Origin of the sequence: Metabacillus dongyingensis (genome assembly GCF_019933155.2) — a bacterium.
Lineage (GTDB): Bacteria > Bacillota > Bacilli > Bacillales > Bacillaceae > Bacillus_P > Bacillus_P dongyingensis.
Window position 1 is genome coordinate 1,413,884 of sequence record NZ_CP082944.1, and the last position, 24,292, is coordinate 1,438,175.

27 protein-coding genes and 1 pseudogene are annotated in these 24,292 nt (G+C 36.2%); 19 read left to right on the forward strand and 9 right to left on the reverse strand.

Going from position 1 to position 24,292, the window contains the following annotated elements:
• Positions 1 to 341 precede the first annotated feature (341 nt).
• Positions 342 to 1,637 carry a hypothetical protein gene (locus K8L98_RS07020; RefSeq protein ID WP_223440707.1) on the reverse strand — a complete coding sequence of 432 codons (1,296 nt, stop codon included), beginning with the start codon at positions 1,635 to 1,637 and terminating at the stop codon, positions 342 to 344.
• 311 nt (positions 1,638 to 1,948) lie between these two features.
• Here K8L98_RS07020 and K8L98_RS07025 point away from each other — a divergent pair, with 311 nt between their 5' ends.
• Positions 1,949 to 2,512, forward strand: coding sequence for a peptidoglycan-binding domain-containing protein (locus K8L98_RS07025; protein ID WP_223440709.1), 564 nt, complete (start codon positions 1,949 to 1,951; stop codon positions 2,510 to 2,512).
• A gap of 184 nt (positions 2,513 to 2,696) precedes the next feature.
• Complete coding sequence (locus K8L98_RS07030; protein WP_223440711.1) at positions 2,697 to 3,014, forward strand: antibiotic biosynthesis monooxygenase family protein; 318 nt, start codon at positions 2,697 to 2,699, stop codon at positions 3,012 to 3,014.
• 163 nt (positions 3,015 to 3,177) lie between these two features.
• Here K8L98_RS07030 and K8L98_RS07035 read toward each other — a convergent pair whose 3' ends face one another.
• Together K8L98_RS07035 and K8L98_RS07040 are read right to left on the reverse strand one after the other, a co-directional pair.
• Complete coding sequence (locus tag K8L98_RS07035; protein ID WP_223440713.1) at positions 3,178 to 3,642, reverse strand: hypothetical protein; 465 nt, start codon at positions 3,640 to 3,642, stop codon at positions 3,178 to 3,180.
• A gap of 2 nt (positions 3,643 to 3,644) precedes the next feature.
• Positions 3,645 to 4,661, reverse strand: a complete 1,017-nt coding sequence (locus tag K8L98_RS07040; protein WP_223440714.1) for a DUF3231 family protein — start codon at positions 4,659 to 4,661, stop codon at positions 3,645 to 3,647.
• A 298-nt stretch (positions 4,662 to 4,959) separates the two neighbouring features.
• Here K8L98_RS07040 and K8L98_RS07045 point away from each other — a divergent pair, with 298 nt between their 5' ends.
• The 8 genes from K8L98_RS07045 to K8L98_RS07080 all read left to right on the forward strand — a co-directional run bounded on the left by K8L98_RS07045 (position 4,960) and on the right by K8L98_RS07080 (position 11,080).
• A complete protein-coding gene (locus tag K8L98_RS07045) occupies positions 4,960 to 5,301 on the forward strand; it encodes a metal-sensitive transcriptional regulator (protein ID WP_275976741.1) in 342 nt (113 codons plus the stop codon).
• A 15-nt stretch (positions 5,302 to 5,316) separates the two neighbouring features.
• Positions 5,317 to 5,523, forward strand: a complete 207-nt coding sequence (copZ, locus tag K8L98_RS07050) for a copper chaperone CopZ (protein ID WP_223440715.1) — start codon at positions 5,317 to 5,319, stop codon at positions 5,521 to 5,523.
• A gap of 156 nt (positions 5,524 to 5,679) precedes the next feature.
• Positions 5,680 to 8,100, forward strand: coding sequence for a heavy metal translocating P-type ATPase (locus K8L98_RS07055; protein WP_223440716.1), 2,421 nt, complete (start codon positions 5,680 to 5,682; stop codon positions 8,098 to 8,100).
• A 29-nt stretch (positions 8,101 to 8,129) separates the two neighbouring features.
• Entirely contained in the window at positions 8,130 to 9,008 is an 879-nt protein-coding gene (locus tag K8L98_RS07060) for a hypothetical protein (protein ID WP_223440717.1), read from the forward strand.
• 25 nt (positions 9,009 to 9,033) lie between these two features.
• The gene (locus tag K8L98_RS07065; protein ID WP_223440718.1) at positions 9,034 to 9,372 is read left to right on the forward strand and encodes a (2Fe-2S) ferredoxin domain-containing protein; all 339 of its coding nucleotides are present in this window, start codon (positions 9,034 to 9,036) and stop codon (positions 9,370 to 9,372) included.
• A gap of 162 nt (positions 9,373 to 9,534) precedes the next feature.
• A complete protein-coding gene (locus K8L98_RS07070) occupies positions 9,535 to 9,774 on the forward strand; it encodes a hypothetical protein (RefSeq protein ID WP_223440719.1) in 240 nt (79 codons plus the stop codon).
• A gap of 236 nt (positions 9,775 to 10,010) precedes the next feature.
• A complete protein-coding gene (locus K8L98_RS07075) occupies positions 10,011 to 10,781 on the forward strand; it encodes a hypothetical protein (protein WP_223440721.1) in 771 nt (256 codons plus the stop codon).
• Positions 10,782 to 10,843: 62 nt separating this feature from the next.
• Entirely contained in the window at positions 10,844 to 11,080 is a 237-nt protein-coding gene (locus K8L98_RS07080; RefSeq protein ID WP_223440723.1) for a hypothetical protein, read from the forward strand.
• 57 nt (positions 11,081 to 11,137) lie between these two features.
• On the opposite strand, the gene K8L98_RS07085 is transcribed toward K8L98_RS07080, so the two are convergent.
• Together K8L98_RS07085 and K8L98_RS07090 are read right to left on the reverse strand one after the other, a co-directional pair.
• Entirely contained in the window at positions 11,138 to 11,293 is a 156-nt protein-coding gene (locus K8L98_RS07085) for a hypothetical protein (RefSeq protein WP_223440725.1), read from the reverse strand.
• A gap of 324 nt (positions 11,294 to 11,617) precedes the next feature.
• Positions 11,618 to 12,160 carry a tetratricopeptide repeat protein gene (locus tag K8L98_RS07090; protein WP_223440727.1) on the reverse strand — a complete coding sequence of 181 codons (543 nt, stop codon included), beginning with the start codon at positions 12,158 to 12,160 and terminating at the stop codon, positions 11,618 to 11,620.
• Positions 12,161 to 12,802: 642 nt separating this feature from the next.
• On the opposite strand from K8L98_RS07090, the gene K8L98_RS07095 reads away from it, so the two are divergent.
• Both K8L98_RS07095 and K8L98_RS07100 read left to right on the forward strand, forming a co-directional pair.
• The gene (locus K8L98_RS07095) at positions 12,803 to 13,186 is read left to right on the forward strand and encodes a YciI family protein (protein WP_223440729.1); all 384 of its coding nucleotides are present in this window, start codon (positions 12,803 to 12,805) and stop codon (positions 13,184 to 13,186) included.
• A gap of 192 nt (positions 13,187 to 13,378) precedes the next feature.
• The gene (locus tag K8L98_RS07100; protein ID WP_223440731.1) at positions 13,379 to 13,837 is read left to right on the forward strand and encodes a VOC family protein; all 459 of its coding nucleotides are present in this window, start codon (positions 13,379 to 13,381) and stop codon (positions 13,835 to 13,837) included.
• A 359-nt stretch (positions 13,838 to 14,196) separates the two neighbouring features.
• Here K8L98_RS07100 and K8L98_RS07105 read toward each other — a convergent pair.
• A pseudogene (locus K8L98_RS07105) lies at positions 14,197 to 14,295 on the reverse strand (YjcZ family sporulation protein); the annotation flags it as partial.
• A 771-nt stretch (positions 14,296 to 15,066) separates the two neighbouring features.
• On the opposite strand from K8L98_RS07105, the gene K8L98_RS07110 reads away from it, so the two are divergent.
• From K8L98_RS07110 to K8L98_RS07125, 4 genes are all read left to right on the forward strand, one after another.
• The gene (locus K8L98_RS07110) at positions 15,067 to 15,660 is read left to right on the forward strand and encodes a dienelactone hydrolase family protein (RefSeq protein ID WP_223440733.1); all 594 of its coding nucleotides are present in this window, start codon (positions 15,067 to 15,069) and stop codon (positions 15,658 to 15,660) included.
• A gap of 171 nt (positions 15,661 to 15,831) precedes the next feature.
• Positions 15,832 to 16,281, forward strand: coding sequence for a DUF421 domain-containing protein (locus K8L98_RS07115; protein ID WP_223440734.1), 450 nt, complete (start codon positions 15,832 to 15,834; stop codon positions 16,279 to 16,281).
• A gap of 302 nt (positions 16,282 to 16,583) precedes the next feature.
• Positions 16,584 to 17,750 (forward strand): MalY/PatB family protein, encoded by a 1,167-nt coding sequence (locus K8L98_RS07120; RefSeq protein ID WP_223440735.1) that lies wholly within the window; start codon positions 16,584 to 16,586, stop codon positions 17,748 to 17,750.
• 44 nt (positions 17,751 to 17,794) lie between these two features.
• A complete protein-coding gene (locus K8L98_RS07125) occupies positions 17,795 to 18,478 on the forward strand; it encodes a copper homeostasis protein CutC (protein WP_223440736.1) in 684 nt (227 codons plus the stop codon).
• 146 nt (positions 18,479 to 18,624) lie between these two features.
• Here the strand turns inward: K8L98_RS07125 and tatC are convergent, their stop codons facing one another.
• The 3 genes from tatC to K8L98_RS07140 form a co-directional block, all read right to left on the reverse strand.
• On the reverse strand, positions 18,625 to 19,371 hold the full coding sequence (gene tatC / locus K8L98_RS07130; RefSeq protein WP_223440737.1) for a twin-arginine translocase subunit TatC: 747 nt from the start codon (positions 19,369 to 19,371) through the stop codon (positions 18,625 to 18,627).
• 64 nt (positions 19,372 to 19,435) lie between these two features.
• Complete coding sequence (tatA, locus tag K8L98_RS07135) at positions 19,436 to 19,615, reverse strand: twin-arginine translocase TatA/TatE family subunit (protein ID WP_223440739.1); 180 nt, start codon at positions 19,613 to 19,615, stop codon at positions 19,436 to 19,438.
• 35 nt (positions 19,616 to 19,650) lie between these two features.
• Positions 19,651 to 20,853 (reverse strand): metallophosphoesterase family protein, encoded by a 1,203-nt coding sequence (locus K8L98_RS07140; protein WP_223440740.1) that lies wholly within the window; start codon positions 20,851 to 20,853, stop codon positions 19,651 to 19,653.
• A gap of 434 nt (positions 20,854 to 21,287) precedes the next feature.
• On the opposite strand from K8L98_RS07140, the gene K8L98_RS07145 reads away from it, so the two are divergent.
• From K8L98_RS07145 to K8L98_RS07155, 3 genes are all read left to right on the forward strand, one after another.
• A complete protein-coding gene (locus tag K8L98_RS07145) occupies positions 21,288 to 22,079 on the forward strand; it encodes a DeoR/GlpR family DNA-binding transcription regulator (protein ID WP_223440741.1) in 792 nt (263 codons plus the stop codon).
• Positions 22,069 to 23,097: a histidinol phosphate phosphatase domain-containing protein gene (locus K8L98_RS07150; protein ID WP_223440742.1), complete on the forward strand. Its 1,029-nt coding sequence runs from the start codon at positions 22,069 to 22,071 to the stop codon at positions 23,095 to 23,097. Before K8L98_RS07145 ends, K8L98_RS07150 begins: the two co-directional genes overlap by 11 nt.
• 406 nt (positions 23,098 to 23,503) lie before the next feature.
• The gene (locus K8L98_RS07155; RefSeq protein ID WP_223440743.1) at positions 23,504 to 23,968 is read left to right on the forward strand and encodes a copper homeostasis protein CutC; all 465 of its coding nucleotides are present in this window, start codon (positions 23,504 to 23,506) and stop codon (positions 23,966 to 23,968) included.
• Positions 23,969 to 24,292: the final 324 nt, after the last annotated feature.

Consider the following 24,292-nt stretch of genomic DNA (forward strand, 5'->3'; position numbering starts at 1 on the left):
CTCTCTTAACTAAGTATTTACCTTTTAAATTCTCAATTTCCTTATTTTGATTCCATTTAAAGAATCAATGCAATAACTCCTTTCTTATTTTTCAGTTGAAACTTAGAGCATAGTTCAACCCAATGTGTCAGAGAAAAAAATTTTTAAAAAAAATTCAATAAATCTAAATATGACACTTCAGGTTTAACAATGATTGACTCATAGTTTATGAATTAGCTCAATTGAATATTTTAGGGTAAATAAAAGGTATTTTCCCTAAAATGATTTTATTTTAATCATTCATATTTTTCAATATATTTTCTGAAAATTTATAAAAAAAATAACCAATCCATGGTGGATGGTTATTTTAATCGATACATTTTACCTGGTCTTCCACGAGAAGAATAAGACTCCTCTCCGATATACTCAGCCAAATCAACCTCACATAGACTTACTACAACGCGCCTTGCATTACGTTCATCCCAATAGAGATGTGTCGCTAAATCTTTAATCGTAAAATTACTCCAATTCATTCTTTTGATTAGAGCGTATAATTTATTATAATTTTTCACACTGATTTTGACTTTTTTTAGTTTATCTAAAAAATCTTTGTCATTTATACGGTAAGAAAAACTTAACTCATCCTCTTCACCTGCAGATTGGATAATAGTACCGTCCTCTTGAATAATGACAATCCCATGCTCTGACTTTTCTTTTGATAGTTGAATAGCGCGCTTGGCGTTTATTTCTGCTGAATGAACGGTCACCCCATACCCAATACCTACTGTGACTGCAGTATCAGATTCATGAGAAAGTTGGTAGACAGTATCTTGTAAATCTTTAATTTTCCGTTCAATCGCACCGCGTGAACTGAAAATTACGTAACGGCCGTTGCCTTTTTCTAATAAAGACCCATCTAATTGTTCACAGAACCTAAGCAGAGTTTCTTTTAATCGTAATTCTAAATATTGCAAGTGATATGAACTTTTAACCTTCTCTGATAGTTTGTCAAAATGTTCAATTTCGATAATTTGAACACCAATTTGTGTGTCCTTAAAGTAAAAAGTCCTAGTCTTTTCTGCAAGAATTCTTAAAGTTTGGCGGATTTCCATGTCAGTTGTTGAAATTCGGTAAGTCGGCACTCCGGCTTCTTTTAAACTGAGATATACAGCTTCAAAACAAGTCAAAGCTCCCTTAGTCTTTTCACTTTTCCACAAATCGATGTGGAAATCAATTAATTCTTGAGTGTTCGAGTTAATGTTAAAGGTTTTCACATAGATTTCCTTGGGAGCAAAATCTATTTGCTGTAATGCCTGTTCCAAATGGGACGTTGTTAATTCATCGATACTCACTTTATTCAAAAATTCTGCTTGGTAATATCCCATATGCAAAAGACTTTTATAAATTCCGGATTCAGTATGTTGAATATAAACTAAGTTTTCTCCCGAATTTAAAGTGTTTTTCGCAATCATATATGAAATTCGGCTGGAAAAAAACCAGACATCAACATAGGAATTATATTCGAGGACAATTCTTTCAGTATCCTGGAAATCGCTATACGGATAAGCTATAAAATCCATGGTCATCTCATATTCTTTACCTAAATTAATAATTCGTTCTACGGATGAAATAGGACCGATAACCCCAACTTTATACATTATTTCCTCCTGTTTTAAAAACTTTATATATAACATTCTATATAGAAATTTAAAGAAATTATAGTCTCAACCTAGGTTCTGGTACAGAAATTTCAAATTTCTTGAAAGGAATCTTTGACTTTCTGAACATATCACAGAGTGTGCCTCCTTCACCTTCCTGGTATTTTAATGAACCTGCATTAAAGAAATTAAAAAGATTTATATATTTTTAATTTTTTTGAAAATTTGAAACTTTTCCCAATGTGAAAGAGTTACATAATTGAATTTGATTTCCTAAATCAATTTCAACAAAAACCGAAGGAGGAAATTTTGTGAGATTAATAAAATCATTTATCTGTTTGTCTGCTGCAGGAATTATGGCATTTCACGTTCTGCCTTCAACAATGGCAGAAGCATCTTCAATCACCGCATCAACCCGCACAATAAGTGCCGTAAGTGATCCCTATCCAGGCCATGTCATAAAGTATGGGGATCGGGGACCGGATGTAAGAAAAGTACAAAACCAGTTAAACAAAAACAATGTACCAATCTATGTAGATGGGATATTTGGTCAAACAACACTCAAGAAGGTCAAAGAATTACAGATGCGAAGACATTTGAAAGCAGACGGGATAGTAGGTCCATCAACGTGGACAGCGCTCTATCATACTGAATTTCCTTATCCAGGCCATGTTGTGAAGATAGGGGACTCGGGCATAAATGTAACACACATCCAAGCTCGTCTAAATGATGCCGGCGGATCGATTAAAATTGACGGTATTTTCGGCCCTAAAACTCAGCTGAAAGTAAAAGAATTTCAGAAAAAATTAGGATTGAAAGTTGACGGAATTGTCGGACCGGAGACGTGGGACATTTTGTTTAACTATGAAGAATAGATAAATAATGAACAGACGCCAATCTCTTGAACCGTAAAGGATTGGCGTTTATGCTCACTTCATATAGATTAGCAAGTATATAGTATTTGATTAGGAATCTCCCATAATATTTTTTAAAACTGAATGTCAGTCAGTGAAACAGTCATATGGTGTTCCAAACTTTTATAAAGAGGTGTACTGTTAAATGAAACCCAGTAAATCAATAGTGTGGATTAATGTATTTACTGCCAAACCAGGAAAACTGGATGAATTGGTTGCAATACAAGCTGAAGAACTACTCAACTTTAAGAGTAAAGGTGTTCCTGGCTGGATAAGTAGCCGCTGGCACCGTTCTGTCGATCATAACAAGGCAATTATGGTGACTACCTTCGAGAATATTGAATTTCATAAAAGCTGGTTAGAAAAAAATGACTTTTCTGAACACCTAAACAAGATTAAACATCTTATTGAAGGAGCTGAAGGCGGGTACTATACGCTGGTGGAAAGCATTGAAAACTTGTAGATCCCCTAAATTCTATGCGATAGTGGGACATGAAAGAAAAGGGTGATATAGATTTATGCATCACCCTTACCGGCCAGCAGCCGGTCGTCTTCCTAATGATAAAAGTGAACAGTGAAACCTTTGGTGCTAGTTGAAGAAGAATGAAAGTATTTTACCTATTAATTTAACTTGAGGCTTTTTCTAATTTACATATGAATTTATAAAACAGCAGCAAGAAAATGAATAAGAAGGGGTCAAGAACAGCTGCGTACGATAACTTCCACCATCCATAATTAAAATAACCAAAAGGCTGCGGAAGAAGGGTGAGTGATTCATAAATTAAAATCCCAATAACCCAAAGAAATATATATAATCCCTTTAAATACATTGAACTTTTAAATGGATACCAATTCAAAAACATCATATTAACAGGTGGAATTATAAAAAGATGAGGAAGTAAATCGATCCATTCAATTTCTTTATCAAAATACCAATAGCCATCATATTTTATTTCTACAAATACATCAAAGGTGCATTGAAAAGCAATCGTAAAAAGCCAAATGTGAACTATTTGATTTCCTGTTATATTTCTGTTTGTTCTAAATGCAATAATGAGAAAGAGGAAAATACTTGCTAATAACCCAATCATATTTATCCCTTTTTATGATTTGCTAATTTATTGCGGTCTTCTGAAAGTGGCGGTTCTTCAAGCCAGCCGTTTTTTATCATTATGTTTGCACCGTCTTCTGCATATTCTCCTATTTCAGCAGTTAACCGCACATAATGGAAAGCTATGTCCCTTCTAGCACTTACTGACATACTCGCTCCATAAAATCCAATACTCAAAGCAATTAAAGCTGTCGTCATAAACATCATCATTTTGTCTGAGAATGGAGGGATCTTTGAAGCAGTTACATTAGAAGCCCAGGCCATTGGAACTGGCAGATCATTTTCTTTTAATAGTGAACCAAATATTTCAACGTGTTTTGAAGCAATTTCTTTTCCTCTCGCCATGAACCTGGCTACTTCAGCAGATTTTGCTACTTGACTGAATCCTAACATTGTTATAATCCCTAAGGCATTTCTTTGTAAATTGGCAAATATATTTGTGATTTCTATTGCTGTTAGAGGCCTTTGTTTTCCAAACCACCCGGCTAAAAAATTTTGCTGCTCAACAAATCTGACTTCATTCGGTGGATTCAAGTAAGGGGACCTGATAAATAATCCTTTAGATAATAAAACGTCTTTTACCACCGTATCAAATTTGTTCATCTCAGTAAGACATTCCGAAAAGTATTGATCTATATCTGAACGTACAACTAAAACCTTAGAGGCAGCATAAAAACTTAGTGCTATTTCATCCATGCTTTTTATAAAATATAGAACAAAACTATCTGAAAATAACTTTGGAGCAGTCATATTTACGTCATTTTTAACATTAAAACCCTGGGGTATTGGATAACTTTCCTTATTAAATATTTCAGACAGCTTCTTTAAATGTGCATCTGCAAGTTCTAATGACTGTTCTAATATTGAACGTATTTGATTATCTTCAACAGTTTCTAAAAAGTATTTAAAAATACATTTAGACATACTACTATTCATGTACGCTGACCAAAGCTGTGAAATTTCTGAAGCAGTTAATTTAACGTTATGTTCTGTTTGCATGACTTTAATTCTCCTTTTATGAAGTCAGTTTATTTTCTCTCCAAAATAGCGAAATATGTAAAAAGTGTAAAATCATTGCATAGGTGTAAACAATACCTGACAGAAGTTTGGTCCTGAAAAGTTGGATTGTAAGGGGAAGGGAGGTACTTTCGTTAAATCCTTATTTAATGAGCCTTTCTTGGCCTTGTTTGCTGCCAGCGATATTTATTAAAGATTAAAAATGGGTATGAAAATAAATAAATACGGGTTTACATAGGGTAGAGGGGTATGGTATATTGTTTATAGAGGAGGGAAGTAAATGGAAAATGAAATGGAGAAAATGGATCTTCCTATTGAGGATGACTGCTGTAATACTTCTTCCCGAAAAAGTCATCACTCAGATGCAGTAAAGAAAAATTTAGTAACCCGTTTAAATCGTGTCGAAGGGCAAATCAGGGGTATTAAAGGTCTTATAGAAAAAGATACTTATTGTGATGATGTTATTACACAAATAGCAGCGACTCAAGCAGCTCTTAACAGTGTTGGGAAAATTCTGCTTGAAGGCCATTTAAAGGGCTGTGTAGTTGACCGGATCAATGAGGGCGATATGGATGTTCTCGATGAGTTTGTCGTAACGATACAAAAACTAATGAAAAAATAAAAGGAGAAGTGACAAATGGAAACCGTAAAATTGAATGTAAGCGGAATGTCTTGCGGACACTGTGTGAAATCTGTAGAAGGCAGTGTAGGGAAACTAGAAGGCGTTAATGAAGTAAAAGTACATCTAGAAGATGGAAAAGTGGATGTTGCTTTTAACCCGGAAAAAGTTTCTTTAGATAAAATTAAAGAAACAATTGATGACCAAGGCTATGATGTTGAATAAAAAAATGAGAGTGCTTTTTAAGCACTCCTTTTTCTCAATTAAATATACCCCTACTAGGTATAAAGGGGGAGGTTCACTTGAATAAAAGAGCAGATGTATCATTTGTTCCATGAAAATATACCCCACTATAGTATGTGGTGATAGGAGTGTAAGTTTATGAGCGATAAAAAAGAAACAACACTTCAAATAGCTGGCATGACATGTGCTGCTTGTGCTGTGAGAATAGAAAAAGGTCTCAAAAAAATAGATGGAGTAGAGGATGCGAGCGTGAATTTCGCATTAGAAAAATCAAAAGTAACATTTGATCCATCCAGATCAAATGTAAATCAGCTTAAAGAAAAAGTGGAATCTTTAGGTTACAAAGTAGTAACTGAAAAAGCAGAATTTGATATAAGCGGAATGACATGTGCAGCGTGTGCTAATAAAATTGAAAAACGTTTAAATAAGTTGAATGGAGTACAAAATGCAACGGTAAACTTCGCCTTGGAATCTGCGTCAGCAGAATATAATCCTAACGAAGTATCGGCTGCTGATATGAAGGAAGCCATCAAAAAACTGGGCTATTCATTAGAACAAAAGAAAGAAACTAATGGCGAAAAGGTTGATCATAGACAGAAAGAAATTGAGAAACAAACAGGTAAATTCATTTTCTCTTCTATTTTGTCTATCCCTTTACTTTGGGCAATGGTCAGTCATTTTGAATTTACATCGTTTATTTGGCTGCCAGAAATGTTTATGAATCCATGGGTACAGCTTGCGCTTGCTACTCCAGTTCAATTTTTTGTCGGCGGTCAATTTTATGCAGGTGCCTATAAAGCATTGAGAAATAAAAGTGCAAACATGGATGTTTTGGTTGCGCTTGGCACATCAGCAGCTTATTTCTACAGTATCTACCTGAGCATTCAAACAATAGGTTCTGATGCCCACATGGCGGAATTATATTTTGAAACAAGTGCTGTATTAATCACCCTTATTATATTAGGTAAACTGTTTGAGGCAAAAGCAAAAGGACGTTCATCTGAAGCCATTAAGAAGCTTATGGGCATGCAGGCCAAAACGGCCACGGTGTTTAGAGGCGGCCAAGAATTGAATGTGCCAATTGAAGAGGTAATCGCTGGTGATATCGTATACGTGAAACCAGGTGAAAAGGTACCTGTTGATGGTGAGATTTTTGAAGGAAGATCTGCACTTGATGAATCAATGATTACAGGTGAAAGTATTCCTGTTGATAAAACAGCTGGAGATTTAGTAATAGGATCAACCATTAACAAGAATGGGTTTATAAAGGTAAAGGCAACAAAGGTTGGGAAGGATACTGCCTTAGCGCAAATCATCAAAGTAGTTGAAGAAGCACAAGGATCAAAAGCTCCTATTCAACGCCTAGCCGACGTGATCTCCGGAATTTTTGTCCCAATTGTAGTTGGGATAGCGATTGTGACATTTTTAGTTTGGTATTTTGTTGTAAGCCCTGGAGAGTTTGCTGTAGCTCTTGAAAAGTTAATCGCCGTATTAGTTATCGCTTGTCCATGTGCTCTAGGTCTAGCTACGCCTACGTCTATTATGGCCGGGTCGGGCCGAGCTGCTGAATATGGAATTTTGTTTAAAGGCGGAGAGCATCTTGAAACAACTCATCGATTGGATACAGTGATCCTTGATAAAACGGGAACTGTAACAAATGGAAAACCAACACTTACAGATGTTATTCTTTCAGATGGATTTGAAGAAGATAAATTTTTAAAGGCAGTCGGTTCTGCAGAAAGAAATTCTGAACATCCGCTGGCTGAAGCAATAGTTGAGGGCATTAAAGAAAAAGGGATTGAACTTGGAAGCACTGAACATTTTGAAGCAATTCCTGGTTTTGGAATCGAATCTAAAGTTGAAGGTAAATCCGTGCTTATTGGAACGCGCAAGCTTATGGAGAAAAATAACATTGATGTTTGGAACATATTACCTAAGATGGAAAACTTAGAAAAGCAAGGTAAGACCGCAATGCTGGTCGCAATTGATCATCAATTTGCAGGAGTGATTGCTGTCGCAGATACAATTAAAGAAACCTCTCAAAAAGCGATTGAAAGGTTAAAAAAGATGGGTCTTGAGGTTGTTATGATTACAGGTGATAACAAGCAGACAGCCCAAGCAATTGCAAAAGAAGTTGGAATTGAACATGTTATAGCAGAAGTTTTGCCGGAAGGAAAGGCAGAAGAAGTTAAAAAACTGCAAAAAGCTGGGAAGAAAGTGGCGATGGTCGGTGACGGTATTAACGATGCCCCAGCGTTAGCTACTGCAGATATAGGCATGGCAATCGGTACTGGCACTGATGTAGCAATGGAGGCGGCTGATATCACCTTAATCAGAGGAGACTTAAATAGTATTGCCGATGCAATCTATATGAGTAAAATGACGATTCGGAATATCAAGCAAAATCTGTTTTGGGCATTTGCTTACAATGCGTTAGGCGTTCCAATTGCAGCATTGGGTTTTCTGGCACCATGGCTTGCAGGGGTAGCAATGGCATTTAGTTCAGTTTCCGTTGTTTTAAACGCACTCAGATTACAAAGGATTAAGTTAAAAGGATAATTTATTCTAATAAAGAGAGGAGTGTTTTTATGAAACAGAAAAAGATAGTTGCCTGGGCGATTTCAGCTATTGTTTATCTCGGGTTGGTAATTGGCGGATATACCGTTTATGCAAGCATGAATCATAATAAGGATCACACTGAAACCCATTCGGCAGCATCACATAGGAACGAGAAAAAAGAAACTGGTACTGAGGAAGAGCATAACGATGAGCATACTAGCCAAAAAAGTGAAGGTGCGGATTCAGGGCATTCAGATCATGCAGCTCCTGCAGAAGGTGAAGTGGCCGCAAACGTAAAATATGAGGAAGGCTTAATTACCATTGATTTAAAGGATAAAGATCAAAATTCACCTGAATTAGAAATTTCACATGAAAAAATGATGCATTTAATTATTGTAAGTGCTGACTTAGAAGATTATTACCATTTACATCCTGAGGAAAAAGGAAATGGCACCTATACTCTGAAATTCGACCTGCCTGAAAACTCATATAAAGCGTTTGTTGATATTAAACCAAAAAACCTTGCCTATCAGGTTAGTCCGATAGAGCTGCATGTGGGGAATGGTCATGGTAAACATGAGGATAATACACTGAAGGCTGATACAAATTTAACAAAAACAATCAATGAAAAGACAGTTGAATTAACAACTGCAGAGCTAGTATCAAACAAAGATGTTACGTTAAATTTTGATACAAAAGGGATTACTCCAGAGCCCTATCTGGGGGCTTTAGGCCATGTTGTTATTTTGGATGATAAGGGTGAGAAATTTGTCCATGTGCACCCTGCGTCAGAAGAAAAGACAGTATTTAAAACAAAGTTTGATAAACCTGGGCTCTACAAAGTGTGGGGAGAATTTAAATTTGACGGTAAAGTCAATATCTATCCATTTGTTATAGAGGTCAAATAAATAGGAGGAACAAAGGGGAATTTTTATGAACTTAGATGGGTTTAGCAAACATCTATTAATTTGCAGCGGGAAAACATGCACGAAAAATGGAGCTGAAGAAGTAACAGAGACCATTAGGGGAGAATTGAAAAACTTAGAGCTCCAAAAGGAGATTCACACAACAAAAACATTATGCAACGGCCAATGCAAGCATGGTCCAATCGCTGTTCTATACCCACAAGGAATCTGGTATAAAGAAATGAATAAAACAAAAAGTGAAGAACTTATCCGTCAATTAAAAGAAAATAACAATGATCATATAGGCTCTGAACTTTATTGCCATGATGGGAAAACATTTAAGAACCATGAAAGCAGCGAACGGTAACATCTTAACTCTATATCAAAATAGGCGTTCTGTATAACAGGACGCTTTTCTGCTGTAATAAGTGTCCAGCAACAATTGCAATAAAGTCAAAGATGGGACATAAACTCAGGAATAGATTTGATTAAAGTCAGTCATCTTAACACTAAGGAGATGATGTAAATTATGCCAAGGAATGACCAAAATAGTGAAGTAACTCCCCATTTTGATGGTGAAAAAGAAAACGTCATAAATGATTCAACAGCCACGCAAGGGAAGCAAATGGGAATCGTTATCAACGCTGACGAAGAATTCAATCAAGATCAAAATCCATATCATTTTTCTAACATAAAGACTAATGAAAAGATGGAAGATTTTGAGAAAATTATGCGTGGGAATAAAATCAACAATAAAATCAAGAAGTAACTTGGATAAAAAGGGGTACTTTATTAACTATTGCGAGTGGGGTACCGTATTAACTAACTCATATTAATATGAAAAAGACTCGTCAAATGAGACGAGTCTTTTGTGTTTATTCTTTTTCAGCTGCCATGTCAAAACCACTGGCATTTTAAATTTGATTAAAATAAGTATAGATATTATGTGGGAACAATTGGTATCATTACTTAAAGAAGAATTAGATAATAAGGGAGAACGGCTTGATGTGGAAAAAGCTAATAAAGATGCTGCAAGAAAATAAAGATAAGATTTATTACAGCATCATCCTGATTTTCTTTGTTCTGGCGGTTGTATACGGAGTAAAAGGATATTTTCATCATCAATCTATTCACGCAGTTAAAGATGGCAATGACCTTATAGGCAGAATTTTTTCACCGTTTATATTAGCCGTTCTGAGATTCGTCTTAGTTGTGCTTTTAGGAATTTTCGTTGCTATGATTGTCATTGCAACCCCTCTAAAGAGAATTAAAGTGATGCAATTTGAAGTGGAGTTTGCGGAAATAGCTAAACAGCAAGAAAAGCAATTAAACCAATTTCATTTTATATCGTCTGTTCTGAAGTTGAATACATACTTTATAGGAAGAGTGTCTTCCTATTCTCCGGTCCCATATGAAAGGACCATTCAAGAAATCTTAGCAAAATACGAAGAATTCTTTCAAAATGAACTTTTAATCAATATTCAAGCGCAAGTATGGGAATATCAAGCGGGTACTTCACCATTCTCGAATCCATATTACACAAATGTAATGGATAGGCTGGTTCTTGAAACATCGTCTGATAAACAAGTTTTTATAAAGAATAAAGTATCTGTTGACACCAATATTTTAATGGCAGTCAGAGAAGAGTTTGGGAAAAAGGTTATTGTCCTCATAGAGAGTAAAGAGCACACATTTACAGATTATGATAAAGAAGTAGTTACCAGTATTTTTGAATATGGAAAAAATATTTGTCATACAACCCTTCTGATCCCATAACTGCTTGAGTGTTTACATAGATATTGATTTGGATATACAATAGAATAAAGGGAGTGAATGAAATGGAAAATAAAAATTCACATATGCGTATTTACCATTCCGAAGATGAAGAATATGAAAATTGGAGAAAACGTCAGGATTCTGAATTTTCTATAAAAGAAACATATAAATCACACTTTTTAGAAACAATCAAAAACAGTAAAATTTCTGATGTTCAAATAAACAAAGTCAATGTCTCTAAAAACGACCCAGTATTGAAAAACCTTCAAGCTTTTCTAAGTGCCGGCAGCGCAAAATAAAAGGAAACCGGGAATGCCGGTTTCCTTTTTTTGTGGTTAATGAATGGTATATAACAATCACAGCCTTCTTAACAGGCTTGGAACAGGAATGAGTTTTAAAATCACGTCTTTCATTGTTGGATAGGCGATTTTTTTTATGTTGGGACCATGATGACGTTCTTTTTCCGTCCTAATTTCTTCTAACAAAGCTTTTTTCCACTCTTCTTTATTCATAAGTGTTCAACCACCTTATTATTTATCCGTCAGTTAATGTATTCACTGCTTCTATTATTCATTCTTATTTCAAACGTTACTCAGTCATTACATGCCACAAAAAAAAGAGCCTTCTTTGGCCCCATAGTGTTTAAAATTATTTCCAAATAAACGGCTTTAAATACGATAAAAGTTGAATTTTATCTACAAAGTAAGAGACAATGCCATACGTTAATTCATTGAAAAACGCAGTGAATTTCGTAAATGAATTCCCCTGCGTTTTAACTTTTTCTTAAAATTAGTATTTTAGGATAAAATCTTCAGACGTTTTTCTACTATTAATGATTACCAGGTTTCATCAAGGTGCTGTGCATAATAAGAAATCCCTCGTTTAAAGTATTGGAGGTTTTCATCAGTCGTTGTTTCCATCAAATTCATCAAGACTATTTCCATTGCTTCTTTATAATTGCCGGTATTATACAAAGCCAATGAATAAAAGATTTGCAGACCGCGATGTTCAGGAAACTGAGTCACACCGCGATGGAGTGTTTCAACCGCTTCATCATAGTGTCCCAAAAGACGATAAGTACTGCCAAGACCGAGTAAACATCTTTGTAGATCTGGTCCTGAAAGGCCTTGCTCAATCGCTTTAACATAATAAGGGATTGCATCTTTCCCAAAGCCGGAATTATCATAAGCAATCCCAATCTGATAATTAATTTCTGCGTTGTCGGGATAATCTTCGGACATTTTTAAAAGGAGCGTACGTGCTTCATTCAAGATAGTCATATCTTGTTTTACGCGTCCGTCTTCACGCAGTGCAATAGCTTTGTTCAGAAGCTTGCGTAAATTTGTATTTTCAGAAGTGTTCTTAAATTTTTTATTCATTTTTTTATCTCCCCTACTGTTTTAGTACTGGCAAGCTGCATTAATCCTATTAATACTGCCAGGGAGTATTCATTTCAAATCTGTGCACTAACTTAGAGTTTATTTGTATAATAATGTTTATTGTTTAAACGGTCAATGAATAAACAGAATTTTAAAACATTAAATTAGACTTGTTTATAGCCTCATGTATTGTCGCATTCTTCTACGGGGGATATGTCTGGAAGACTATTATGCTCTTCAGCTTATCTTTGCTGCTGCAGAGTTTGCAGCATACCTGACGGATAACCGTAATTTATCTAATTATCAGCAAACGGGGGCGTTAATCCAAAAAGGGTTAACGCTCCTTCTTGTTGAATTGTATTACTTTAAAGGGCAGGATTAGGGAAGAAGGAAAAGTTTAGGTACCATTAAAAATCAAGAGAGTTATAGATAGATCGGCTTCCGAAGAAAAGGGAGATATTGCTGGATGAAGAAATTGACATGTAAGGAGGAATAGCACGCAAAACAGATGAAAAAGTCTAGAAATACAATTAGTAATGTGTCGATTTTACTGGATCAAACGTTGACTTATTAAAGGTAAAATAAAAGCTGTTAATAACAGCAAAATGTAAGCCAAATCACTAAAATAAAGGAGATGTCAAAATGATATATCTATGTTTAGGTTACTTCAATCCAGAAAAAATGGACGCCCGTCCTAAGGAGGAGATTAAGACTGTCATGAGCGAATGTCAGCCCCACCTCAAGGAATTCTACAAAAGCGGTCAAGTGATAATGGATGCCGGGCTTGACATAGAGACCAAGTGCTTGCGCCGGGAGCACGGGAAGGTAATGGTTACGGACGGTCCTTTTGTAGAAACCAAAGAGTTGATTGGCAGTGCGTTCCTCATTGAAGCACAGGACATGAAGGATGCAATTCGGATAGCCTCACTACATCCTGCCGCACAAGTTGCTGAAGGTGAGCAGTTTGGATGGCGCATTGAGATCCGTCCTGTTCATTACTTCGAGAAGAGAGAAGAGACGGTCTAATTTTTTACCTCAAGATTCCGCTAGAGGGAACTTCTAGTTCATACTCCGAGGAAGAGAGGAATACTACATAAGGAAATCAATCAAATAGTTTAACGATTCACGTAAACAAAATTACAGGAAAAAAATAAGTATTAGTTGAATAAATTAGTGTTTGTCTTTTAAACGATTCTGAAACAGAAAGGAGAAATGAAATTGAGCGAGCAATTATCGGAGGTAAATATAAAAAAGAGAGCGAAATTCGGACTGACCATTCAAGTTCGTTTAGTCTCAAACTTAAAGAAATCTCAGGAATACTATCGTGATGTTCTCGGATGTAAGGTAGATAACTGGGGACACGCAGAACGAGATGGAATGATTTTTATTCTTCAACAGGCAGTCTCCCGAGATGATGTGCGGCCGAATGCCTCCTCAAAAAAGCGTTCAGATTATCCAACAAAATGGGAAGGTCCAGATTGCGGATGGGACACATTTATACACGTTAGTTGGGATGACTTGGACATCCTTGTCGAAGAAGTGCGTGAAAAAGGCGGAAATATAACAGTTGACCCATTTACTGATGTACACGGCAATTCGGAGTTTAAAAATGTATATATACAGGACCCTGATGGATATAACATCGTGTTGGGTGCGATGCGTGAAATTCAGCAATGACCCACCCGCCATGCCCCCCCGGTCCCAATTTTCAATCCCAGGCCGATAGCTTATGGTGGCTTTTATCTTAAACTAAAGAGAACCATAATGAAATAAAAGCCCTTATAAGGGCTTTTCCACGTTTTATTAAGGAAATTAATTATATACTAAAAGCCACCCAAAGGCGGCTGATGAAAGTGTATAAAAAGGTAAGGGGATTCTGCTTGTGGATTCTTATAAGTTATGCAGGAGTCAGCACTATTGTGCTTTTATTATAAAAAAAGATCAGGTATAAGCCCCTGATCTTGTAAGACAGATAAGTTATTTTCACCTTTTAATTTGCTTTAGCAGTATCCGCCGCCGTTGCCTCCGCCGTAACTGCCGCCAACAAAAGCAGCACCAACGATGATTAAAAGAATAAATAGTACTACAATTAAAGCAAAACCATTATTATAGTTTCCTCCATAACTCTCACCCATAAAGTATTCCCTCCTTTTTAGAACTAAAATACTTTATGATGCAGCGGGGACTTTAGCTTAGACTACATAAGCACATTTTGCAATTTCACTCTAATTTTTAATGTGTGTATAGCTTCCCAAGGAATTTATCCATTTTTATTTCCAGTTAATTCTAGGTGCTAAAGTAAGGCCCATATAGGCTATTAGTGGTTGAAATTGATTAGATGAAAAATAGGTAAGAAGAATTCCGCCGCTTTCAGATGGATATGGAAAATGCATTGCTCACAAGGCGGCATCACCTTATGCTCCAGAATTATTAAAGCCCCGCTTAGCGGGGCCTTAATATACTAAGTAGTTTTAGGGTTTTCTTTTATCCACCAATCAATATGATCCAGATTAAAGATAAGAATATTGTTGATAGGGCTAAGATGGGGGATAACTTTCCTTAGCAGCAAATTATTGACTTCCTCCTCAGTCATTGGATAGTCGACTGAATGTAAATACTCAATTAATCTCTGGGTTCCATAAACTTTTCTCAAATAATCACCTCCCACCAAGGTTTCTTTATTCAAAATAATGAGCAAAGAAAGCTTAGCGGCAGATACTAGATGAAAATAAGCTTAATTTTATATACCCTATCTTCAAAAAAAGTAACATTCTGTAAATATGGCAGATCATCTAGAATAATACAAAACCTTAAAGCGTGAAAAGTGACTGAATAAAATAAATTCCGCCATTAAGCAGTTTTAGTTTTACTTTTATCTTAAAATCTAAATGGAGGGGGTATTTAGAATGTTTAAAATCCACAAAGAATCAAATGAAGTAATCATTGTCATTCACGAAATTTATGGAATTAACAAACATATGACGGATTTTTGTGAAGTTTTATCCGAACAAAATTTTGATGTTATCTGTCCAAATTTATTAGAACATGAATTACCTTTTGACTATTTTCAAGAGGAAGAAGCCTACCTTAATTTTATGAATCATGTTGGTTTCACAAATGGATTCAATAAAATAAAAAATATCTTATTTGATATTAAAGATGAGTACTCAAAAATATTTATTATTGGATTTAGTGCAGGGGCCACTATTTCTTGGTTATGCAGTGAGCTAGAGTATGTGGATGGTATTGTCGGGTACTATGGTTCACGTATTAGAGACTATGTAAATATATCTCCAAAATGTCCAACCTTGCTGTTTTTTCCCCAAGCAGAAAAATCATTTAATGTTCATAAATTAATTTCAAGTTTAGATAAACAGGGTATAAATGTACATTTATGCAGGGGCGAACATGGATTTAGCGATCCTTACTCACATAAATACAATGAAGAATCTGATCAATATACATTTAGAGAACTATTGAAATTTTTAAGAAATAACTGAGTCTTTACTCTGCAAAGAGCGCATTTACATGAATCTCGCTATAAAGATAAGTTATCAATGATATTAAATAGTGGCGATGTTCCAAAAACTCCACTTGCCTGCCCTGAGGAAAATTTTTCTTTTTTTAGAAAACAAATAAAGGGGAATAGGGCTAGTTAGGAGGGGACTAAAATGGATTTGTTAAAAATGGCATTAGACTTATTAGTTGGTCTTCTTGCTCTAATTTTCATCATGCGTTTTCTCGGGAGAAAAGAACTGGCTCAAGCAACCCCGCTTGATATTATCTACGTGCTGATTTTAGGCGGGATCGTTGAAGAAACAGCACTTGACCCCAAAAAAGGATTATCGTATTTAATTACAGGGTTACTTGTTTGTTCATCAGCAATCTGGCTTTTTGAAAAAGCAGCACAGAGAATAAAACTTATTCGGAAAATATCAGAAGGAAAGCCTGAAGTAATCATTGAAGATGGATCAATTAACTGGCACATTGCAAAACGGGCACATTTAGATCAGGATGAAATTTTAATGTTGTTAAGAATGCAAAATGTCTGGTCGGTTGAAGAAGTAAAGGTTGGTATACTTGAAACTAATGGAACTATTTCAGCTAAAAAAAATAAGTGATTATTATTTATCTGGCATTCTTATATCCAAAGAGAATCACTTAAAATTTGGCAGTATAATGATGTAACGGCATTAGTGAATTGTTGTCTGCTATCCAACTGTATTTTACTAAATTCCATTAGTTAAACTTTATATGAAGAGAATTGTGGAGCCTGCTCCAAAAGGCAGGTTCCCTTATTTTAATATCACTATAAACTTTACATAGCCTCTTAAAAGTTCAGGAAGAAAAGGATAAAAGCTCATTACTTCTTGTATAATATGGATGAATTATCATTAGGGGATAAAAGATAGGAGAATAAGTCATGCAGCTAGAAAAATTTATTGATCGAAGAAAAACACATTCTGTTAAATGGTACATAGAGGATCAAGATATTATTCCATTATGCATTGCAGATATGGATTTTCAAGTTTCAGAAGAAATCGTAAATGCGATAAGTCAAAAAGCAGCGCATGGAATATATGGTTACAGCACATTTTGTGAACGTTATTATGATGCTGTTCAATATTGGTGGAAAACACAGTACAGCTGGGAGTTAAAACGCGACTGGATTTCTTTTAGCCCTGGAATTATTCCTGGAATCAATTTATTATTAAAAGCGTTAACACAGACAGGTGATGCGGTGATCGTGCAAGATCCTGTCTATTATCCTTTCTTTTCTACAATTGAAACACAAGGATGTACCATTTTATATAATTCTCTTGTGTCTTCGAATGGATACTATGAAATGGATTTTGAAGACTTCGAAGAAAAAGCATCACATCCCAATACGAAAATATTCATTTTGTGCAGCCCTCATAATCCAGTAGGAAGAGTTTGGACTCGTGAGGAATTGCGTAAAATTGGAGAAATTTGTGAAAAACATGGTGTTTTTGTTATTTCGGATGAAATGCATGGAGATTTAACTTACGCAGGTTATAAGCATATACCATTTGCAACCGTTCACCCAAACCATTTAAAGTTTTCGATTACATGTGCTGCACCAAGTAAAACTTTTAATATCGCGGGCATGCAAAGCTCTATTTTTATTATTGCGAATAGAGATGTGAAAGAAAAATATGAAGCCCTATTAACAGGATACGGTTTAATGCGTCCAAATGCTTTCGCCGTTGAAGGAACGATTGCTGCCTATTATAAGGGATTGCCATGGCTTCAAAAAGTAAGGGGTTATTTAGAAGAGAACCTTCAGTATGTATGTGCTTATTTAAATGAACATATTCCTGCTATTAAAGTGCTGAAACCTGAAGCGACTCATTTGATTTGGCTGGATTGCCGTGATCTTGGGATTCCGCATGAAGAGCTGCATACATTCTTTTTAGAAAATGCAAGAGTTCGGCTTGATGAAGGAATGAAATTCGGTAAAGGCGGGTATGGGTTTGAACGTATAAATATTGCATGTCCCCGTGAGGTCTTAACGGAAGCTTTACTTAGAATGAAAGCTGCTGTAAAAGGAAAAGAAGAAACCTGCTAATTTAGCTGGAATAAAAAATTTAAACACGATTAGGAGAACAGATTATGATTATCGAAGCCATCGCAGATTCACTTGAAGATGCAAAAACCGCACAAACTGCTGGTGCCGATCGGATAGAATTAGTCACTGGGTTGTTGGAAGGAGGGCTTACGCCAAGCTATGGCTTAATTAAAAGTGTCTGCAGCGAATTAACGATTCCAGTGAATGTGATGATTCGCCCGCATAGCCGCAGCTTTTGTTATACAGAAGAAGACTTGAATATTATGTTAGAAGATATTGAGATTTGCCGCAATTTAGGTGCTGCTGGAGTTGTGTTTGGTGTTCTAACGCAAGAGGAGAAAATAGATGAGGATAAGTTAAGTAAATTAATTCAAGCCTCAAAAGGGTTAGATATTACCTTCCACCGGGCGTTTGACGAGGTCGATCATCTGTTCACGGCTTTAGAAGTTCTTCAAAAATATCCTGAGATATCTAGAATCCTCACATCCGGCAGCAAGCAAAAAGCTACAGAAGCGGTCGAAGAGCTGGGACAGCTGGCTGACCTTTCGGCAGGGACTGGACTTTCCATTATGGCAGGATCAGGATTAACACCTCAAAACTTGCAGGCATTCTTAAAAAAGGTAAACGTGAGTGAGGTACATTTTGGTTCAGGAATCCGTTTTGAATCAAGCTATAACAACCCTATCGATCCCAATAAAATAAAAACAATCAGGAAAATCGTTTCATAAAGAGAGTCAAATAAAGTTTTTCAGAAATAGTTTAAGGTTCTTCCCTTGAGGTAGAATTCGCTTTTACGTCAGATATATTTGGCCCCAAAATATTCAGCCATCAGTGAAAAGGCTGCAGGTATTAATTAAATCCTGCAGCCTTTTGTCTATGAAATTTTTTTCAATGGAATCATTGTTTCAGATTGCTTTGGCTGTTTTTTTCGATAAACGAATTTAGATAAGCTCACACTGATTTCATATAAAACGAATAACGGTACAATAACAAGTATGTCTGAAATAAGATCAGGGGGGGTTATGAAAATAGCGATCAGTGTAAGTAAAAAGTAAGAAATCTTTCTTGCTTTAGAGAGCAGCATCGGATTAATGACGCCAATTGAGGTAAGAAACATAGCTATTAAAGGGATTTCAAATAGCAATCCAAACGGGAGTGTCAGATTGATCATAAATTTAAAGTACTTTTCTGCAGTAAACATGGTTTCAAAATGTCCTTCTGATAAAGAGATTAAAAAATTAAGGACAAGCGGATAGACGATAAAATAACCGAATGATAGACCTGCAGCAAATAAAGTAAACAACCCTGGAATGTAGGCTAACGCTGTTTTCCATTCCTTATCGGTTAATGCCGGTTTTACAAACAGCCACGTTTGATAAGCTGCAATAGGAATAGTCAGTGCAATGGCAATGACCCCTGCAATCGTAAAATAGACCCACAGAATTTCACTTGGCCCTAAGACAGCTAAGTCATGACCGAGATCCCGAACCAGCCATTCGTATATTTCCTGTACATATAGGAATGAACCAAATAAAAAAACGGCAAAAGCGACTAAAACATAGATTAACCGTTTCCTTAATTCCCCAAGGTGATTGACAAAAGATAACTCTTTATTGTTCATATTAGCTTCTCCCTTTTTAAAATAAGAGGAAGATGCAAACATGGTGTTTACATCTTCGGCACTTTTACTTAGAGCTGCTTTTCTCTTCTTTTTCTTCTGACATGATATCCTTTGCTGAGTTCTTAAATTCTCTTAATGTATTTCCAAATGCACGGCCGATTTCCGGCAGCTTCGAAGGTCCAAATACGATAAGCGCGATAATCAGAATAAGGATTAGTCCAGGGACACCTATATTTTGCAGCATGATCATTCCTCCATCTTTCTCAAATTTTATAAGAATTAACTGTTCGTCTGTTCAGTATTTAAAGGCAGTGGATCTATACTTTGATCATTCGCAGTTAAATCAATTCCATAGTCCTTAGCGAAAACCATATGAGTTTCAACAAGTCCGCCTTCTTTGTTCTCATCTAAATTGAATACCCGTGCTCCGCGAAGTCTATTTCTTTGTGCACCTGAAAGGCCGTATGTGCCAAAGCCTGTGTTTCCGGAATATCCAAGGAGAATTCCATAGTAATTTCCGCAGTAAGTGTTTATATGATCATGTCCGCAGAAAACTCCTTTAACGTCTCCGCGCTCAAGCATAGCTGAAAATAAACCGCCGTTTACCGGTCCAGGACATTCATCTTCATTTCGTTCACCTGTGATTTGATGCCTTGCCATTGCAAGCTCATGGCTTGCTTGTGTTCTTACGTCTACGCCTCCATGCCACATAAAACGATGCTCCCATAAAGGGATATGAATGAATGCGAGTGAAGGCACTTTATAACCGTATTGCTTCTCAAGTTTCTTAGATTTCTCATAATACCAGTTCACCTGATTAAAACGGAGCCAGTCCCAAGTAGGGTAACCTTTAAAATCTTGTCCGGCGATTTGTGATGGGGCATATCTGCCGCTGTCAAGAAGCCATAGATTGAATGCAGCCTTATTGCCTTTTGAATGTCTAATGATGAGGTTCATGTTGCCTGTACCAGTAAGGCCATTTTCACCTGGCTCGTTCATATTATATTTGTACTTCATATAAAATTGCAGCATCGCTTTCTCGTCCATTCCGCTCTTGGAAGTGGAGTCTTCATCATGGTTTCCAAACGTAACCGCCCATTTAATCCCTCTTTTTTCCATAGGTTGAGCAACATTATTAAGAGCTTGCTTCATCTCAAGTTCTGTATCACAGCCTCCAGCAATATTGTCGCCGTTCAGTACCACAAAATCCGGTTTTTCAGAGTCAAGCACCTTCTCCATAAGCTCAAGTGTTCTCCGGTCAATACGTTCATCATCCTGAGTATCATTAAATTGAACGACCTTAAACTTTCCATCTGAGTTGAAGTGAAGCTTAGCGTCCGGTTTTTTTTCTGCATGTACAGTGTTCGTCAATAAGTTTCCCGGCAGGCCAGTTGATGCCAGTGTTAACGCGAGTGTACTCATTCCGCCTATTTTTATAAAACTCCTTCTGTCTAATCCCTTTTGCTGATCTTGATTACTCATATAAAAACCTCCAATTTTTTAATTAATTGATTAGCATAACAATTGAAAAGAGCAATAGTAATGGAGAATCATTTATGTAATGCTGCAAGCATTCACTACGTAAATGGAGATGGCGCCACGATCCCCGTTAGCTACCTATTCATCATAAGATATAAATGTTGATAGATTATTAAACAAAACAGCAATGTAAGTAAATAAAACAAAACAAAAAACAAAAAAACAAAAATTAATTGCTTGTTTCGCATAAAAAAGAAGGTTTTTAGAATTTTTTATGAGGTAAAAGCCTGATGAATCGCAAGATTAGGCTTTTGATTTCGTTTTCATTTTTGTTTAATTTTACAAAAGTTAATATTTTTACAGTCTATTATTTATATTCCTTTTTTATAATGGGTTAATCCAAAACAAAACAAAACAAAACAAAATGGGGGAAGGAAATGAAAATGAATGATAGATATAAAGCGATAATAAGAGAACTGGAAATGAAAAATAAAATTGGCGTAGCAGATATAGCTATAAAATTAAACGTGACGCCTGAAACAATCAGAAAAGACTTGAGCGCACTCGAAGAGAAAAAGAAATTGCGCAGAATTCATGGTGGAGCCATCCAATATTTTGGTGTGATTATAGAGCCTCATTTTAATAAGAAAGTCGGGATCTTTCATCCTCAGAAAAAAATGATTGGAGAAGCTGCGGCGACATTTATTATGGATGGGGATTTAGTCGCTCTGGATGTCGGCACAACAACTTTTCAAATTGCAAGTGCTATTAAAGACGTCAAAAATGTAACAATCGTGACTAATTCTCTGGCAGCAGCTGAACTATTAAATAGCCGGATCGAAAACAGGCTATTTGATGGAAAAGTCATTGTCCTCGGAGGTATTTCCAATCCTCTGCAGCGTTCTATAAGCGGGTCCATAACAAATAAGTTATTGGAACAATTTTATTTTGACAAAGCCTTTATTTCATGCGGGGGAATAAACAAGGAAGGAATTTGTGATTTCAATGTAGAAGAAGCAACGGCTTCTTCCATTATGATGAAGAGATCAAAACAAATAATTGTTGCAGCTGACTCTTCTAAATTGAATCAAAGGGCTCTTTTCCATATAGGGCCGTTCTCTGCTATTGACTATTTGATTACTGATCAAAAAATGCCGGCTGATTGGTCTAAAGATCCAGTTTTTGGTCAAGTAGATTGGATAACTGTAGGTGACGCCAATGAGAGTTGATTATCACGTTCATCTTGAAGAAGGACCTTATACATCTAATTGGCTGAAAAAAACCTATCAAAACCTTCTATTGGGACAGCATTCGCCAGAAGAAAAATCCTCGAAACAATGGGCTGCCAAATCCGTGCAAAAGTTATCTGAAAGAATGATAAAAGGAGCTTATGATCCAATTTGGCTTGATATATATCTTGAAAATGCGAAAAGAAAAGGAATCAAAGAAGTCGGGATTGTGGATCATTTATATCGTTTTACAGATTGCCGAGAGTATTTTGAAAAGAACATGCTGCTTGATGAAAGCCCGATTGGCCGCCTGCAAAAGCAGTGGTTAAATCTGGTCATGACCGAAAGCATGGATCATTTTGCGGAATCCATTTCAAGAAATAAAGAAAAATGGGCCAAACAAGGTGTGCAGTTAAAGGTAGGAATAGAAGCAGACTACTTTGAAGGTGATGAAGAGGATTTATCTGCATTGCTTTGCAGGCATGAGTGGGATTTTATTAATGGCTCTGTTCATTTTATCAATGGATGGGGGTTTGATAATCCTAAAACGATCCATGAGTTTGAAAATTATGATGTCCATGTATTATATGAAACCTTCTTTAGAATCGTGGAAAAGGCCATCCGAAGCGACTTGTTTGACTATATTTCCCACCTGGATAATATTAAAGTTTTCGGCTACCGTCCGCATACTGATCTTTTGATGCCCATGTACAAAAGGATCGTAAAAGCTTTAAAAGAAATGGATGCAGCTACAGAGGTTAACGCAGGTTTATTTTACCGATTCCCGGTAAAAGAAATGTGTCCAAGTGAACCATTTCTTCATTTATTAATCGAAAATGAGATTCCATTGCTTCTTTCTTCTGATGCCCATTTTCCAGAGGATATAGGTGCTTTTCTAGATGAAAACATGGATATGCTGATTAATAAAGGGGTAAAGGAAATCGCTACTTTTGATAAGAGGAAACGGATTATGAAGCCTCTTTCGATAGGGGGATCTTCATTGAATATCCTGCGTTAGAACAAAAAGCAGAAAAAACACCTGAAATCATAATTTATTGGGTTCCCTTTTGTGAGGGAAATCTCAATATCACACTAGAATTAACGCAGATTCGCACATTAAATTGCACCGCTTTTGCGGTTTTTTTTTTGCACAAAAAAATCAGTCGTTATTTGAACTGAATGTACTGCATTTTTAAAAGTTACTCCATTAAAGTTCCTTTTAATGGATTAGTGCTTCAATTAACAAATGTCCATATATCAATTTAATATGGCTTTTTTCTCATAGATTGTTGTTTCTGTTGTGAATTCGCTTTGCAAGATCGGTTTTGGCGCACTAACTTCGAGATTTGTTTATGATAAGCCACCGATAGCTGAATAACTCTTTTACCCAGACCGAGCTGTAGATCTATCAAAGGTCAGTGCAAGTGCTCTGGAGAGTTTTTCAGCCGCATAGCCGGAGCTTTTGTTATTCTGATGAAGACTTGAATATTATGTTAGAAGATATTGAAATCTGCCGGAAATTAGGTGCAGCTGGAGTTGTATTTGGTGTTCTTACTAACGAGAAGGAAATTCATGAGGAAATGCTTACTAAATTAATTCGCGCATCAAAGGGGTTAGATACCTTTCACCGCGCTTTTGACGAGGCCAATCATCTGGCAACAGCTTTAGGAGTGATTCAGAAGTACCCTGAGATAACTAGAGTACTCACATCTGGCAGCAAAGATAAAGCTACAGAAGCAATAGAAGAGCTAAGTCAGCTAGCAGATCTATCAGCCGGAACGGGTCTTTCAATTATGGCAGGATCAGGGTTAACCCCTCAAAACTTACCTGCATTCTTAGAAAAAGTGAACGTGAGAGAAGTTCACTTTGTTTCGGGAATCCGTTATTAATCGAATTATAGTAACCCTATCGATCCCATTCAAATAAAAGCGATCAGAAAAATCGTTACATGATACTTACAAATAAAAAGCTGCAGGCATTTAAAAGTGTCTGCAGCTTTTTTTTCGTTTCTGATAGTTTTGGTATATCGGAACATCTGAAATAGAATCATGGGTAATATTTACAATACTTAAATAGTAACAAAACTCCAATCATTATCGAATAAGGTATTTTCAACGACAAATCTTTGATTCATAAATTTTCATCAGGTCTCATTAATAAATCCTAGCATAAACTTTATTAACGCTTAATAATGGCAGGTGTTTTCCATGCAT

What these genes read in the sequence shown, in the direction of transcription:
- K8L98_RS07020 (WP_223440707.1), bottom strand. Translation starts at nt 1,637, where the DNA reads ATGTATAAAGTTGGGGTTATCGGTCCTATTTCATCCGTAGAACGAATT.
- K8L98_RS07030 (WP_223440711.1), top strand. Translation starts at nt 2,697, where the DNA reads ATGAAACCCAGTAAATCAATAGTGTGGATTAATGTATTTACTGCCAAA.
- K8L98_RS07035 (WP_223440713.1), bottom strand. Translation starts at nt 3,642, where the DNA reads ATGATTGGGTTATTAGCAAGTATTTTCCTCTTTCTCATTATTGCATTT.
- K8L98_RS07040 (WP_223440714.1), bottom strand. Translation starts at nt 4,661, where the DNA reads ATGCAAACAGAACATAACGTTAAATTAACTGCTTCAGAAATTTCACAG.
- K8L98_RS07045 (WP_275976741.1), top strand. Translation starts at nt 4,960, where the DNA reads ATGGAAAATGAAATGGAGAAAATGGATCTTCCTATTGAGGATGACTGC.
- copZ (WP_223440715.1), top strand. Translation starts at nt 5,317, where the DNA reads ATGGAAACCGTAAAATTGAATGTAAGCGGAATGTCTTGCGGACACTGT.
- K8L98_RS07055 (WP_223440716.1), top strand. Translation starts at nt 5,680, where the DNA reads ATGAGCGATAAAAAAGAAACAACACTTCAAATAGCTGGCATGACATGT.
- K8L98_RS07060 (WP_223440717.1), top strand. Translation starts at nt 8,130, where the DNA reads ATGAAACAGAAAAAGATAGTTGCCTGGGCGATTTCAGCTATTGTTTAT.
- K8L98_RS07065 (WP_223440718.1), top strand. Translation starts at nt 9,034, where the DNA reads ATGAACTTAGATGGGTTTAGCAAACATCTATTAATTTGCAGCGGGAAA.
- K8L98_RS07070 (WP_223440719.1), top strand. Translation starts at nt 9,535, where the DNA reads ATGCCAAGGAATGACCAAAATAGTGAAGTAACTCCCCATTTTGATGGT.
- K8L98_RS07075 (WP_223440721.1), top strand. Translation starts at nt 10,011, where the DNA reads ATGTGGAAAAAGCTAATAAAGATGCTGCAAGAAAATAAAGATAAGATT.
- K8L98_RS07080 (WP_223440723.1), top strand. Translation starts at nt 10,844, where the DNA reads ATGGAAAATAAAAATTCACATATGCGTATTTACCATTCCGAAGATGAA.
- K8L98_RS07085 (WP_223440725.1), bottom strand. Translation starts at nt 11,293, where the DNA reads ATGAATAAAGAAGAGTGGAAAAAAGCTTTGTTAGAAGAAATTAGGACG.
- K8L98_RS07090 (WP_223440727.1), bottom strand. Translation starts at nt 12,160, where the DNA reads ATGAATAAAAAATTTAAGAACACTTCTGAAAATACAAATTTACGCAAG.
- K8L98_RS07095 (WP_223440729.1), top strand. Translation starts at nt 12,803, where the DNA reads ATGATATATCTATGTTTAGGTTACTTCAATCCAGAAAAAATGGACGCC.
- K8L98_RS07110 (WP_223440733.1), top strand. Translation starts at nt 15,067, where the DNA reads ATGTTTAAAATCCACAAAGAATCAAATGAAGTAATCATTGTCATTCAC.
- K8L98_RS07115 (WP_223440734.1), top strand. Translation starts at nt 15,832, where the DNA reads ATGGATTTGTTAAAAATGGCATTAGACTTATTAGTTGGTCTTCTTGCT.
- K8L98_RS07120 (WP_223440735.1), top strand. Translation starts at nt 16,584, where the DNA reads ATGCAGCTAGAAAAATTTATTGATCGAAGAAAAACACATTCTGTTAAA.
- K8L98_RS07125 (WP_223440736.1), top strand. Translation starts at nt 17,795, where the DNA reads ATGATTATCGAAGCCATCGCAGATTCACTTGAAGATGCAAAAACCGCA.
- tatC (WP_223440737.1), bottom strand. Translation starts at nt 19,371, where the DNA reads ATGAACAATAAAGAGTTATCTTTTGTCAATCACCTTGGGGAATTAAGG.
- tatA (WP_223440739.1), bottom strand. Translation starts at nt 19,615, where the DNA reads ATGCTGCAAAATATAGGTGTCCCTGGACTAATCCTTATTCTGATTATC.
- K8L98_RS07140 (WP_223440740.1), bottom strand. Translation starts at nt 20,853, where the DNA reads ATGAGTAATCAAGATCAGCAAAAGGGATTAGACAGAAGGAGTTTTATA.
- K8L98_RS07145 (WP_223440741.1), top strand. Translation starts at nt 21,288, where the DNA reads ATGAAAATGAATGATAGATATAAAGCGATAATAAGAGAACTGGAAATG.
- K8L98_RS07150 (WP_223440742.1), top strand. Translation starts at nt 22,069, where the DNA reads ATGAGAGTTGATTATCACGTTCATCTTGAAGAAGGACCTTATACATCT.